The following is a 12,078-nucleotide window of genomic DNA, read 5'->3' on the forward strand; positions in this document are numbered from 1 at the left end:
CATGCGCGGTCCGCCCTGCGGCGCCGGGGTGCGACGGAAAGCGGCGACAAGGCGCCGCGGACGGCTGGGGGCAAACGCACGGTGGCTCGATGCTCGCAGGTCAGGAATCGGGCACGGGCGCGGCGCGATGGCCGGCCCGTCGGGCGCCGAATATGACCGGATCGGCCAGCCAGTTCAATGCAGGCTGTGCAGGTAGGCGATCAGGTCCTGCAACTGCTTGGCGTCGTCCAGTCCGTCGTACTTCATCTTGCCGCCGGGCAGCGCCTTGGACGCCGGCTGCGACAGGTAGCTGCGCAGTTTGTCGTCGCTCCAGGTCCACTGGCTCTGCTTCATCGCGTCGGAGTAGGCGTAGTCCGGCACGCTGCCGGCGCGGCGCCCGACCACGCCGAACAGGGTCGGGCCCTTCTTGTTCTTGGCCGGCGCGGCGCTATGGCATTCGGCGCATTCGCTGGCGAACACGCCGGCGCCGGGCATGCCGCCGGCGGCATGCGCGGGCGGCGCCACCGCGACCACCAGCGGCAGCAGGCCGGCCAGCAGCGAGCACAAGGGGAAGACAGTGATGCGTTTCATGGGGGGAAAGCTCCGTGCGGGGGAATCAGAACGCCAGGCTCAGGCCCAGCGAGAACTGGTTGAGGTCGCGCGGGCGGGTGACCGGGGTGGCCCCGAACACGTTCCCCGTCGTGCCGTTGAACTTGCTGAAACGGAACCAGGTGGCGGACAGGCGCAGGTTGGAGATCGACGAGTAGCTGTCGTCCTTGCCGAACGGCGCCCACGAGGCGCTGATCAGGTTGCTGGTGGTGTCCGGTGCGCCGTACGGGCGGTAGCGGAACGGATCGTCCGAGCCTGTGTTGATGAAGTGCGCCAGCAGCAGGCTGTAACTCTGCTTGTAGGTGTAGTTGAGGCTGAACGACTGGTCGCGCACGCTGGCCCGGCGCGGGCCGGCCACGGTTGGATCGATGGGATCGATCAGCGCGCTGCCGTAGCGGCGGCGCTCGTAGATGTTGAGGTAGCCGAGCTTGAGGATGTGCTCGCGGGTGCCCAGGAACTGGTAGTTGAGGTCGTAGCCGAGATCGGTGAAGTCGTCGCGCGGGCCGGTGCTACGCGGCAGCTGCCGCCGCGTGGTCAGCGCGACCACGCCGGCGGAGAAGAACTGCCGCTTGAGGTCCTTCATGTAGCTCAGGCGCAGGTAGCCGGTGTCGCTGAGCTTGCCGGGGTCGCCGCCGATGGCGTAGCCCAGGTCGTCCTGGGTCGACACCGGGAGCGCGGTATAGGTGCCGAGTTCGCCGTACCAGTTGCGGTCGTACAGGCCGTAGACGCTGGTGCCGATCACCCGGTTGGACAACGACGACTGGTTGAGCAGGGTGGTCGAGCTGGCATAGGCCGAGGCCGGGCCCAGGCCGGAGGCGTTGGGCAGCATGCCGATCGGGTCCTGGCTGCCGGGATTGTTGTTGACGCTGACGCCGAGCAGGGTGTCCTTGCCGCCGAGCTGGAAGCTCTTGAGCACCGCGCGCAGGTCGACGTTGTCCAGGCGCGTGGTGTAGTCGTTCTTGCCGTTGTTGCTGGTGGCGACCTTGACGTAGCCGCCGACGTTGTCGGTGATGCGCCCGGCCAGGTACAGGTCGGCCTCGCTGAAGCGGGTGCGGCTTTCGCCACGCGCCGGCACGCTGCGGGTGGCGGTGAGCTGGGCGGAGGCCGGGATCTTGGTGCCGTTGCCGTCGCTGTCGGTATAGCCGCCGAGCTTGAAGCGCATGCCGTACGGGGTCAGCGCCGGGCCGTAGGCGCCGATGTGACAGTCGGCGCAGGACGAGCCGGTCTGCCGCGCAAACGCCGGCACAGCGGCGGCGCGCGGGCTCAGCACCAGCAGCAGCGAGCCCAGCGCCGACCACAGCAGCGCCTGCTCGGCGCCGCGCGTCCTGTCGCTGCGGGAGGAGGTGGAGGGGGACGACGGGGACTGGTGCATGCGGGAAGTCCTTTGGCAGGCGGGTGGGTGCGGCGACGGACGCGAACGAGGAAGGGAAGGGCGGCTCAGCGTTGGCGCAGGAACGGCAGCATCCGGCGCAGCACGCCATCGCGGCGGACGAAGTGATGCCAGAGCGCTGCGCCGATGTGCAGCAGGATCAGGGCCAGCAGCAGCCAGGCGGCATCCACGTGCCAGGCACCGAGGCGGTCGGCGAGATCGGGATCGGCGGCGACCAGCTCGGGCAGGGTGGCGCCGAACAGATGCACCGGCTTGCCCATCGACTGGCTCAGCGCCCAGCCGAGCACCGGCAAGGTCAGCAGCAGCGTGTACATCACCACGTGAGTGGCACCGGCCAGCACGCGCATCAGCGCCGAGCCCGCCTCCGGGTCGGCGCGCTTGCCCAGGCGCATGCGCAACACGACGCGCACGCAGAACAAGCCCAGCACGAACAGGCCGAAGTGGCGGTGGCCTTCCAGCAGCCACTGCCGCCACATGCGGCCTTCGACTTCTTCGCGCAGCAGGATCAACCCCGCCGCCAGCACCAGGCACAGCACGGTCAGCCAGTGCAGCCACACCATCGGCCGTGGCAACGCGGCCGATGCGGCGGATGTGGAAGTGGGTGGTGTTGGAACGGCCGGCGTGGGCGAGGTCATGGCGGTACGCGGTGTCCTTGGAGGCGACGAGGTGGGGCGCCGCGCCATGCCGGGGGCATCGCTGCAGCTGTTGCGTCGATGGGTGCCGGCGCTGTGGCGAAAGGTTGCGTCGCGCTGCGTGTCGGCCTCGCGCAACCTTTCCGCGGACCGGCGGCACTCAGCCTGGACGCTCCGATGCGGAGCCCGGTCGGGCACTCTGATGGCAATCGAACGAATCCAGTTGCGGACGCACGGCGACGCGCGCGGCCAGCTCGTGGCGCTGGAGCAGCAGCGCGATGTGCCCTTCGACATCCGCCGCGTGTACTACCTGTTCGCCACCCGCAACGGCGTGCATCGCGGCCAGCATGCGCACCGCCATCTCAACCAATTGGCGGTGGCGCTACACGGGTCGGTGTCGTTCCTGCTCGACGACGGCAGCGGGCCGGTGCAGGTGGTGCTGGACGATCCGCGGCAGGGCCTGCTGCTGGGCAGCATGGTCTGGCGCGATCTGTACGACTTCAGCGAGGACTGCGTGCTGATGGTGCTCGCCGACCAGACCTACGACCCCACCGACTACATCTTCGACTACGACGAATTCCTGCGCGAAGCCGCGGGCGTGCGCCGGCAGGAGGCCTAGGCGATGGCACGTGCCCTGGTCATCGTCGGCGCCGGCGAGCTGGCGCAGATCGCCTGCGAGTACTTCACCCACGACAGCGACTATGCCGTGCTGGCCTTCAGCGTGGAGCGCGACTACCTGTCCACGCCGACGCTGGCCGGTCTGCCGGTGGTGGCCTATGAGGATCTCGAGCAGCACTATCCGCCCTCGCAAGTGGAGGTGTTCGTGGCGATCCCGGCCAGCGGCCTCAACCGGTTGCGCACGCGCTTCTACCTGGACGCCAAACGCCGCGGCTACCGCATGGCCAGCTACGTCAGCTCGCAGGCCTTCGTCTGGCGCAACGTGGAGCTGGGCGAGCATTGCTTCGTGTTCGAGCACAACGTGCTGCAGCCGTTCACCCGCATCGGCGCCAACTGCATCCTGTGGAGCGGCAACCATATCGGTCACCGCACGGTCCTCCACGACCATGTGTTCCTGGCCTCGCATGCGGTGATTTCCGGCTACTGCGAGATCGGCGCCAGCAGCTTCGTCGGGGTCAATGCCACGCTCAGCGACCGGGTCAAGGTGGCCGCCGACAACGTGATCGGCGCCGGCGCACTGCTGACCCGCGACACCGAGCCCGGACGCATCTACGTCGGTGCGCCGGCGCGGGCGGTGGCTGGCAAGTCCAGCTTCGACGTGGCGCTGTGAGGCGCATGTTCGCCTGGCACAAACGCGGACTGGTGTTCGACACCGCGCTTGACGGCGTCGGCGGCTGGATGCTGCATTCGGCGCTGACGCCCACGCCGTTGCGGCTGGATGCCGAGCGCCTGCGTATCTACGCCGGCTTCCGCGACGACGCCGGGCTCAGCCGCATCGGTTACGTCGACGTGTGTGCCGACGATCCGACCCGGATACTGGGCGTCAGTGCAGCGCCAGTGCTGGACCTCGGCCGCGCCGGCTGTTTCGACGACAACGGCATGATCCTCGGCGACGTGGTGCAGGGGCCGGACGGTCTCTACATGTTCTATGTCGGCTTCCAACAGGTGGCGCGGGCCAAGTTCCTGGCCTTCACCGGCCTGGCCGTGTCCACCGACGGCGGCGATACCTTCCAGCGCCCCCAGGACACGCCGCTGCTGGACCGTGCGCCGGGTCGCAGCACCATCGCCGCGGTGCACTCGGCGCACTACGCGCATGGCCGCTGGCGGCTGTGGTACGCGGTGGGCGACGACTGGGAATGGATCGGCGACACGCCGTATCCGCGCTACCACATCCGCTACGTCGAGGCCGACGACCTGCAGGCGGTCCCGCGGCAGGATACGGTGTGCCTGCAGCCGCAGGGCGACGAGTACCGCATCGGCCGCCCGCGGGTGTATCGATGCGATGGCCGCTACCTGATGCTGTTCACCCACGGCAGCCGCGGCGGCGCCTATCTGCCCGGCATGGCGGTCAGCGACGACGGCCGCCACTGGCAGCGATGCGACGCGGCGCTGGGCCTGCCGCTGTCGGCCGACGGCTGGGATGCACGCACGCTGTGCTACCCGGCGCTGATCCGCCACGGCGAGCGGCTGCTGCTGTTCTACAACGGCAACGACATGGGCCACGACGGCTTCGGCGTGGCCGAGGCGGTGCTGCCCGCCGGCACCGTCTGGGAGGATGCCGATGCTGTCGGTTAGGGCCTACACCGCCGCCGACGCGCCGCTGTGGGACTCCGTGGTGGACGCTTCGCGCAACGGCAATCTGTTGCACCGGCGCGGCTATATGGACTATCACGCGGCGCGCTTCGTCGATGCCTCCTTGCTGGTCGAGGACGCCGGCACGCCGGTGGCGGTGTTGCCGGCCAACCGCGACGGCGACGCGGTGACCAGCCATGCCGGGCTCAGCTATGCCGGGCTGCTGTCGACCCACGCGCTGCGCGCGACGGCGACGTTGGAGGCGTTCGAGCGTATCGCGGCGCATTACCGCGGTGCCGGCGTGCGCACGCTGCTGTACAAGGCCGTGCCGCATCTGTTCCACCGTAGTCCGGCAGAGGAGGACCTGTACGCGCTGCATCGGCTGGGGGCGCGTCTCTACCGCCGCGACCTGTCTTCCGCAGTGCCGCTACGCGCGCCGCGGCGCTTCGCCGCCGCACGCAAGCGTTCGGTGGCCAAGGCACGCCGCGCCGGGCTGCAGGTGCAGCGCGTGGACGACCCGGCGCCGCTGCATGCGCTGTTGGGCGAAGTGCTGCAACGCCACGGTGCGCGTCCGACCCACAGCCTGGAGGAACTGCGCCTGCTGTGCGCGCGTTTCCCCACGCAGATCGTGCCCTACGAAGTGCGCGACGGCGCCGAGCTGCTGGCCGCCACGCTGGTGTACGACTTCGGCCACGTCGTCCATACCCAGTACCTGGCTTGCTCCGAGCCGGGCCGCCGTGCCGATGCGCTGAGCCTGCTGCTGACCGAGCTGATCGAGCAGATCTACGCGCAGCGCGAGTTCCTCAGCCTGGGCATTTCCACCGAGCAGCACGGCGAGGTGCTCAATGCCGGCCTGGTCGAGCAGAAGGAGCGCTTCGGCGCGCGCGCCATCGTCCACGATTTCTACGGTTGGGAGTTGCAATGAGTCTGCCGACGGCCAGCGTGCCGTTCCTCGACCTGCGCGCCAGCAATGCGCGCTATGCCGACGAGCTGAAGGCCGCGGCGGCGCGGGTGATCGATTCCGGTTGGTACGTGCTCGGCGAGGAACTGGAGGCCTTCGAGCGGGAGTTCGCCGCCTACTGCGGTACCGCCCACGCCATCGGCGTCGGCAACGGCATGGATGCGCTGACGCTGATCCTACGCGGCTACCGTGCGCTGGGCCGGCTGCGCGACGGCGACGAGGTGCTGGTGCCGGGCAATACCTTCATCGCCAGCTTCCTGGCAATCAGCGAGAACCGGTTGCGGCCGGTGCCGCTGGAGCCGGAGGCGGCCAGCTTCAACCTGGACCCCGCACAGCTGGAACGGGCGATCGGCGCGCGCACCAAGGCGATCCTGGCGGTGCACCTGTACGGCCAGCTCGCCGACATGGCGGCGTTGCGCGACATCGCCGAGCGCCGTGGGGTGCTGCTGCTCGAGGATGCGGCGCAGGCGCATGGCGCGCGCCGCGGCGGCCGCCACGCCGGCAGCTTCGGCGATGCCGCCGGCTTCAGCTTCTTCCCCGGCAAGAACCTGGGCGCGCTGGGCGATGGCGGCGCGGTGACCACCGACGACGCCGCGCTGGCGGCGCAGATCCGGGTGCTGCGCAACTACGGCTCGGACATCAAGTACCGGCATCTGCTGCAGGGCGTGAACTCGCGCCTGGACGAACTGCAGGCGGCACTGTTGCGGGTCAAGCTGCGCTACCTGGATGCCGACATCGCCGCGCGCCGCGCGATCGCCGAGCGCTACCTGCACGGCATCACGCATCCGCAGATCGCCTTGCCGCAGGTGGAAGACCCGGCCGCACATGCCTGGCACCTGTTCGTGGTGCGCTGCGCCCAGCGCGATGCACTGCAGCAGCATTTGCAGGCTCACGGCGTGCAGTGCCTGGTGCACTATCCAACGCCGCCGCATCGGCAACCGGCCTATCCGGAATTGGTGGCGCTGCAGTTGCCGTTGTGCGAGCGGCTGGGAGAAGAGGTACTCAGCCTGCCGATCGGCCCGACCCTGGACGACGCGGCGGTGGCGCAGGTGATCGACGCCTGCCAGCGTTTTGCCGGTGTGGCGGCATGAACGTGCTGCGCAGCGGCGTGTACAGCGGCGTGGCCACGGCGGCCAAGCTGCTGGCCGCGTTGCTGGTGCTCAAGCTGGTGGCGGTGTACGCCGGCCCGGCCGGGGTCGCCCGGCTCGGCCAGTTCACCAGCCTGATGTCGCTGCTGGCGGTCCTGGCCGGGGGTGGCATCGGCGCCGGCGTGGTCAAGTACGTGGCCGAGTACCGCGACGATGCGGCTGCGCTGAACCGATTGCTCGGCAGTGCACTGGGCTACGCTTGCGTCGCTGCCTGCGCGATGGGCGTGGCCGCGCTGCTGTGCAGCCACCTGATCGCCGAGCGTCTGCTCGGCGACGCGCAGTACCAGCCACTGATTTGCGTGCTGGCGGTGGCGCAGCTCGGCATCGCCCTGGCCAACTACATCCTGGCGGTGGTCAACGGCTTCATGGACGTGCGCCGGCTGGCCTTGATACAGGTCGCCGGCGCGGTGCTGAGCGTGCTGCTGGTGGCCGCGCTGGCACATCGCATGGGCCTGTACGGCGCGTTGCTGGGCCTGGTGCTGGGGCAGGTGGCCTGGCTCTGCGCGGGCGTGCCGGCGCTGCACCGCAGCCCGTACTTCCGCCGCGAGATGCTGCGCATTTGCTTCGACCGGGCAATGGTGCGGCGGCTGGCGGCCTTCTCGGCGATGACCCTGGCCTCGGCGCTGCTGCCGTTGCTGGTCAACATCGGCGTGCGCGACCACCTGGCCGGCCAGTTCGGCTGGCAACAGGTCGGCTACTGGCAGGCGGTGAGCCGCGTGTCCGATGCCTACCTCCTGTTCTTCACCACCGCCATCAACGTCTACTACCTGCCGAAGCTCGCGGCGCTGCACACGCGCGCCGCGCTGTGGCAGGAACTGCGCGGCGCCTACCGCTATGTGCTGCCGGCGGTGATCCTGGCGGCGGCCTCGGTCTACCTGTGCCGCGACTGGATCACCCGGCTGCTGTTCTCCGCCGATTTCGCCGCCGCGTTGCCGCTGTACGCGCCGCAGTTGCTCGGCGACGTGCTCAAGATCGCCTCCTTTGTGCTGTCTTACCTGATGCTGGCCAAGGCGATGACGCGGCTGTTCGTGCTCTCCGAATGCCTGTTCGCCGCCAGCTACCTGGGCCTGGTGGTGCTGTTCACCGCGCGCATGGGGCTGATCGGCGCGGCCTACGCGTTCGCCTGCAACTACGCGCTGTACCTGGCGTTCAACGTGCTGGTCGTGCGCCGCTACCTGCGAGGACTGGGCTGATGGACGCAATGCACACGCCATCGACGCTCCCGCTGGTCTCGATCCTGATCCCGGCCTACAACCACGTGCGCTTCGTGCAGCGCTGCCTGGACAGCGTGCTGGAGGATCCGTACCCGAACAAGGAGCTGGTGATCGTCGACGACGGCTCCCGCGACGGCACCACCGAGTACATCGCCGCGTGGATCGCGCAGCACGGCGACAGACTGCACGTGCGCTTCTGGCCACGCGAAAACCTCGGCATCGCCGCCACGCTCAACCACCTGGTGGCGATGGCCCGCGGCGAGTTCCTGCGCCTGGGGGCGAGCGACGATTACCTGTTGCCCGGCGGGCTGGGTGTGCAGGTGGCGTACCTGGGCGCGCATCCGCACAAGGCCGCGGTGATCGGCGACGCCATCGTGGTCGACACGCAGGGCCGCACCGTGCACCAGAGCAGCATGCGCGACCTGCACGGCGTGGACAAACGCCTGTACCTGAGCGAGGCCGGCATCCGCCGCGCGGTGATCCGCCACTGGGCGGTGAGCGGGGCGGTGGCGCTGGTGAGGCGCAGCGCGCTGCAGCCGGGCGCCGAATGGGATGAGGGCCTGCGCATCGAGGACTGGGATTTCTTCCTGCGCCTGGTCGCGCGCGACGCCCTGGGTTTCCTGGATGTGGCGGTCTGCGCCTACCGCGTGCACGACCACAACGCCAGCCGCACCCGGCATCTGCCCAGCCGCCTGGCCAACCTGGCCGAGTCGCGGCAGGTGGCGTTGCGCCGCGCGCGCTTGTTCGATCCGGCCTGCCGCACCTTGCTGCACGCGCAGGCGCACTACATCGCCGCGAAGATCGCGTTCCTGCGGCGCAGCCCGCTGGCGCTGGGCGGGCACCTGCTGGCGCATGCGTGGCTGTCGCTGTTGGCGCGGCTGCGCCAGGGTAGCCAGCCTGCGCTGGCAGAGCGCGCATGAGCCGGCTGCTGCGCCTGCCGTCGGCGTATTTCGGTCTGCCGCTGCTGCTGAGCTGCGCGCTGACCTTGCTCACCTTCGACCTGCCGCCGGGCTATCTGGCCGGCATCGCACTGCTGGCCGCCGTGGCACTGGCGACGCTGGGCCTGGATGCACTGCTCGGCATCCGCCTGCCACCGCTGGCGGCATTCCGGTCGCGCGAGTACGCCGGCACCCGCGAGGCCTTCGTCGCGCTCAGCCTGGCCGCCGCGGTGGGGCTGTTCTGCCTGCTGGACCTGCTGCTGTTCCCGATCCCCTTGTTGCACAACCCCTCCGCCTACGCCGACCTGAGCCCACTGCAATCGCATGTGCGGCATGTGTCGAACATGTGCTGGATCCTGCCGCCGATCGGCCTGCTGTGCGTGCGTGAGCGCAGCGTGCGCAACGCGCTGCTGCTGGCCGGCTTCGCGTTCCCGGTGCTGGTGATCGACCGCAACCGCCTGTTCGCGGCAGTGTTCAGCGTCGGCCTGTTGCTGTTGCTGCGCCGCGACCCGGCGCGGCCGCTGCCGTGGAAGCGGGTGCTGGCGCTGCTGGGCGCTGGCGCCGGCGCGTTCTCGCTGCTGGGCACGCTGCGCTCCGGCTCGCTGGACTCGGTGGCGCTGCCGTTCGGCGCGCTGTACCGGGCCTCGCCGCAGGGCATCAAATGGCTGTTGCTGTACATCGGCGCCGGCCCGTACAACTTCGGCGCGCTGCTGAGCAAGGGCTACGCCAACACCAGTTTCCTGATCAACCAGCTGGTGCCGCTGAGCGGTTCCATTGCCACCGCCGGAACCGGCATCCCGCTGGATGCGCCGAACATCAATGTCGGCACCGAGTTCCTGCCGTTCCTGCTGGCCGGCGGCCCCGGCGCGGCGCTGGCAGCGATACTGGCACTGTATGCGGCGCTGCTGTGGAGCATGCGCCTGCTCGGCCGCGGCGTGGCGCTGTTCAACCTGCTGGTGTTCCTGCGCATCGCCTACGCCTGCGTGATGTCGCCGTTCGCGCCGCAGGCCTTCACCTGGACCAATGCCGGTTTCGTCGCGCTGTGCCTGCTGCTGCACGCGTGCAGCGCGTTGCTGCCGAACCGCCGCGATCCCGCGCCGTCCACGGCCCTGCCTTTCGTTGCCCCGAGATCCCCGCTGCCATGACCGATACCGCCATGCCCCAAGACGAAATCTACCTGATCGACCTGTGGCGGATCCTGCGGCGCGAATGGCGCTGGTGCCTGCTGCCGCTGCTGCTGGCATTGGCGCTGGCGGCGCTGTTCCTGCACGGCGCAACCCGCCAGTGGCAGGCCACCGCCTGGGTGCAGGTCGGCGAGTTCGGCCCGACCCCGGCCGGGCGCGACCCCAAGCTGGAGCCGTTCCAGCGGGTCATCGACCGGATCAAGACCCGGCAATTCCAGGAGCAGGTGCTGCACAGCGTCGGCGTGGCCTCGGACAGCCGCCAGGCCGCGCTGTACCGCGACAGCCTGAAGCTGGATCCGGACCCGTACGCCAACCTGATCCAGCTGACCCTGCGCGCGCAATCGCCGCAGCAGGCGCGGCAACTGGCCACGGCCACCATCGCGCAACTGCAGGCGCTGCACCGGCGCATCCAGGCCAGGCCATTGCAGCAGGCCAGTACGCGACTGCAGGAGTTGGCCGCGGACATTGCCGCCACCCAGGCCGAGCGCGAGCGCCTGCTGCAGCAGCAGCGCGAAGGCCGCGGCAGCGTCGAGCAGCAATTGCTCGGCAACATGCTGCTGTCGGAGAAGACCAGCACGCTGCGCGGCCTCAAGGCCGAGCGCGAGGACCTGCTCGGCCGGCTCGGTACGCGCTATACCTACGACACCTCGGCGCCCTGGGACACCTACGTGCCGCAACGCGCGGCGTTCCCCAACCCGGTGCTGGTACTGGCGGCGGCGCTGCTGGCCGGGCTCGGTGGCGGCGTGCTGGCGGCGGTGGCACGCAACGCGCTGCGTCGGCGCCAGGCGCGTCCGGTACGGGCGCACGCCATCGCCTGAAGGCAGCTCGCCGATTCAACCAAACGCCGCTGCCGCCGCACCTACCTGCAGTCCCGCGCGATCGGTTCGCGCGGATTCGGACGGGCAGGGCAGCGGAGAGGTACAGGTGACAGCGAATGGCAAGGCGGGCGCCGCGGCGCACACGACGACTCTCGATCCGGTGCGGTTGCTGGACACGCAGCGCGCCTTCGACAGCGTGGCCGCCGACTACGATGGCCCGCGCGGCAACAACGCGCTGATCCAGCGCATGCGCACCACGCTGTGGGACACGGTGGCGACGCAGTTGCCGGCCGGCTCGCGCCTGGTCGACCTGGGCTGTGGCACCGGCCTGGACGCACATGCCTTCGCCCAGCGTGGTTACCGCGTGCTGGCCACCGACTGGTCGCCGCAGATGGTGGAGCGTACCCGTGCCCGCGCCCAGGATCCCAGTCTGCACGGCCGCCTCAGCGTGGCGCACGTCGGCATTCAGCAGCTGGACCTGCTCGATGGCGAGTTCGACGGCATGTACTCCAACTTCGGCCCGCTCAACTGCGCGCCGGACCTGCCGCAGGTTGCCAGCCAGTGCGCACGACTGCTGCGCCGCGACGGCCGCCTGGTGTTCTCGGTGATCGGCCGGCTGTGCCCGTGGGAGTTGGGCCACTACCTGCTGCGCGGCCGCCTGCGCCGTGCTGCGGTCCGCGCCGCGCGTGGCGCCACCGCGGTGGGCATGAACGGGCACACGATCTGGACCTGGTACTACTTCCCACGCGAGTTCTACCGCGCGTTCGCGCCGCATTTCGACCTTGAATCGTATCGCGCGCTCAGCCTGTGCCTGCCGCCGCCGTACCTGGTCGACCATTACCAGCGCCACCCGCGCCTGGGTGAGGCGCTGGGCCGCCTCGACGACCGCATCGGCGGCTGGCCGTTGCTGCGCGACATGGGCGATCACTTCCTGATCGTGCTGCGCAAGCGCTGA

The 12,078-nt window shown here is 69.8% G+C and carries 13 protein-coding genes; 10 read left to right on the top strand and 3 right to left on the bottom strand.

The genetic code is table 11. The features are described from left to right. Positions 1 to 174 precede the first annotated feature (174 nt). From RAB71_RS11060 to RAB71_RS11070, 3 genes are all read right to left on the bottom strand, one after another. The gene (locus RAB71_RS11060; protein WP_010341697.1) at positions 175 to 570 is read right to left on the bottom strand and encodes a cytochrome c family protein; all 396 of its coding nucleotides are present in this window, start codon (positions 568 to 570) and stop codon (positions 175 to 177) included. 25 nt (positions 571 to 595) lie between these two features. Beyond that, on the bottom strand, positions 596 to 1,960 hold the full coding sequence (locus tag RAB71_RS11065; protein ID WP_010341696.1) for a hypothetical protein: 1,365 nt from the start codon (positions 1,958 to 1,960) through the stop codon (positions 596 to 598). Between the two features lie 65 nt (positions 1,961 to 2,025). Then, complete coding sequence (locus RAB71_RS11070; RefSeq protein ID WP_316685609.1) at positions 2,026 to 2,613, bottom strand: cytochrome b; 588 nt, start codon at positions 2,611 to 2,613, stop codon at positions 2,026 to 2,028. A gap of 199 nt (positions 2,614 to 2,812) precedes the next feature. Between RAB71_RS11070 and RAB71_RS11075 the strand changes: the two genes are divergently transcribed. From RAB71_RS11075 to RAB71_RS11120, 10 genes are all read left to right on the top strand, one after another. Next, positions 2,813 to 3,229 carry an FdtA/QdtA family cupin domain-containing protein gene (locus RAB71_RS11075; protein ID WP_010341694.1) on the top strand — a complete coding sequence of 139 codons (417 nt, stop codon included), beginning with the start codon at positions 2,813 to 2,815 and terminating at the stop codon, positions 3,227 to 3,229. A 3-nt stretch (positions 3,230 to 3,232) separates the two neighbouring features. After that, positions 3,233 to 3,898: an acetyltransferase gene (locus RAB71_RS11080; RefSeq protein WP_010341693.1), complete on the top strand. Its 666-nt coding sequence runs from the start codon at positions 3,233 to 3,235 to the stop codon at positions 3,896 to 3,898. 5 nt (positions 3,899 to 3,903) lie between these two features. After that, the gene (locus RAB71_RS11085; protein ID WP_010341692.1) at positions 3,904 to 4,863 is read left to right on the top strand and encodes a hypothetical protein; all 960 of its coding nucleotides are present in this window, start codon (positions 3,904 to 3,906) and stop codon (positions 4,861 to 4,863) included. Beyond that, positions 4,850 to 5,785 (top strand): GNAT family N-acetyltransferase, encoded by a 936-nt coding sequence (locus tag RAB71_RS11090; RefSeq protein ID WP_029561919.1) that lies wholly within the window; start codon positions 4,850 to 4,852, stop codon positions 5,783 to 5,785. Before RAB71_RS11085 ends, RAB71_RS11090 begins: the two co-directional genes overlap by 14 nt. Beyond that, a complete protein-coding gene (locus RAB71_RS11095; protein WP_010341690.1) occupies positions 5,782 to 6,912 on the top strand; it encodes a DegT/DnrJ/EryC1/StrS aminotransferase family protein in 1,131 nt (376 codons plus the stop codon). The genes RAB71_RS11090 and RAB71_RS11095 overlap by 4 nt, the downstream gene beginning before the upstream one ends. Next, a complete protein-coding gene (locus tag RAB71_RS11100; protein ID WP_010341689.1) occupies positions 6,909 to 8,162 on the top strand; it encodes an O-antigen translocase in 1,254 nt (417 codons plus the stop codon). Before RAB71_RS11095 ends, RAB71_RS11100 begins: the two co-directional genes overlap by 4 nt. Further along, positions 8,162 to 9,103 (top strand): glycosyltransferase, encoded by a 942-nt coding sequence (locus tag RAB71_RS11105; protein ID WP_010341688.1) that lies wholly within the window; start codon positions 8,162 to 8,164, stop codon positions 9,101 to 9,103. Before RAB71_RS11100 ends, RAB71_RS11105 begins: the two co-directional genes overlap by 1 nt. Further along, complete coding sequence (locus RAB71_RS11110) at positions 9,100 to 10,266, top strand: hypothetical protein (RefSeq protein WP_010341687.1); 1,167 nt, start codon at positions 9,100 to 9,102, stop codon at positions 10,264 to 10,266. The genes RAB71_RS11105 and RAB71_RS11110 overlap by 4 nt, the downstream gene beginning before the upstream one ends. An 11-nt stretch (positions 10,267 to 10,277) precedes the next feature. Continuing rightward, entirely contained in the window at positions 10,278 to 11,123 is an 846-nt protein-coding gene (locus RAB71_RS11115) for a Wzz/FepE/Etk N-terminal domain-containing protein (protein WP_029561918.1), read from the top strand. Between the two features lie 106 nt (positions 11,124 to 11,229). Then, positions 11,230 to 12,078, top strand: a complete 849-nt coding sequence (locus tag RAB71_RS11120) for a class I SAM-dependent methyltransferase (protein WP_041500185.1) — start codon at positions 11,230 to 11,232, stop codon at positions 12,076 to 12,078.

This window comes from Xanthomonas sacchari, from assembly GCF_040529065.1.
Classification (GTDB): Bacteria; Pseudomonadota; Gammaproteobacteria; order Xanthomonadales; family Xanthomonadaceae; genus Xanthomonas_A; species Xanthomonas_A sacchari.

What these genes read in the sequence shown, in the direction of transcription:
- RAB71_RS11060 (WP_010341697.1), bottom strand. Translation starts at nt 570, where the DNA reads ATGAAACGCATCACTGTCTTCCCCTTGTGCTCGCTGCTGGCCGGCCTG.
- RAB71_RS11065 (WP_010341696.1), bottom strand. Translation starts at nt 1,960, where the DNA reads ATGCACCAGTCCCCGTCGTCCCCCTCCACCTCCTCCCGCAGCGACAGG.
- RAB71_RS11070 (WP_316685609.1), bottom strand. Translation starts at nt 2,613, where the DNA reads ATGACCTCGCCCACGCCGGCCGTTCCAACACCACCCACTTCCACATCC.
- RAB71_RS11075 (WP_010341694.1), top strand. Translation starts at nt 2,813, where the DNA reads ATGGCAATCGAACGAATCCAGTTGCGGACGCACGGCGACGCGCGCGGC.
- RAB71_RS11080 (WP_010341693.1), top strand. Translation starts at nt 3,233, where the DNA reads ATGGCACGTGCCCTGGTCATCGTCGGCGCCGGCGAGCTGGCGCAGATC.
- RAB71_RS11085 (WP_010341692.1), top strand. Translation starts at nt 3,904, where the DNA reads ATGTTCGCCTGGCACAAACGCGGACTGGTGTTCGACACCGCGCTTGAC.
- RAB71_RS11090 (WP_029561919.1), top strand. Translation starts at nt 4,850, where the DNA reads ATGCTGTCGGTTAGGGCCTACACCGCCGCCGACGCGCCGCTGTGGGAC.
- RAB71_RS11095 (WP_010341690.1), top strand. Translation starts at nt 5,782, where the DNA reads ATGAGTCTGCCGACGGCCAGCGTGCCGTTCCTCGACCTGCGCGCCAGC.
- RAB71_RS11100 (WP_010341689.1), top strand. Translation starts at nt 6,909, where the DNA reads ATGAACGTGCTGCGCAGCGGCGTGTACAGCGGCGTGGCCACGGCGGCC.
- RAB71_RS11105 (WP_010341688.1), top strand. Translation starts at nt 8,162, where the DNA reads ATGGACGCAATGCACACGCCATCGACGCTCCCGCTGGTCTCGATCCTG.
- RAB71_RS11110 (WP_010341687.1), top strand. Translation starts at nt 9,100, where the DNA reads ATGAGCCGGCTGCTGCGCCTGCCGTCGGCGTATTTCGGTCTGCCGCTG.
- RAB71_RS11115 (WP_029561918.1), top strand. Translation starts at nt 10,278, where the DNA reads ATGCCCCAAGACGAAATCTACCTGATCGACCTGTGGCGGATCCTGCGG.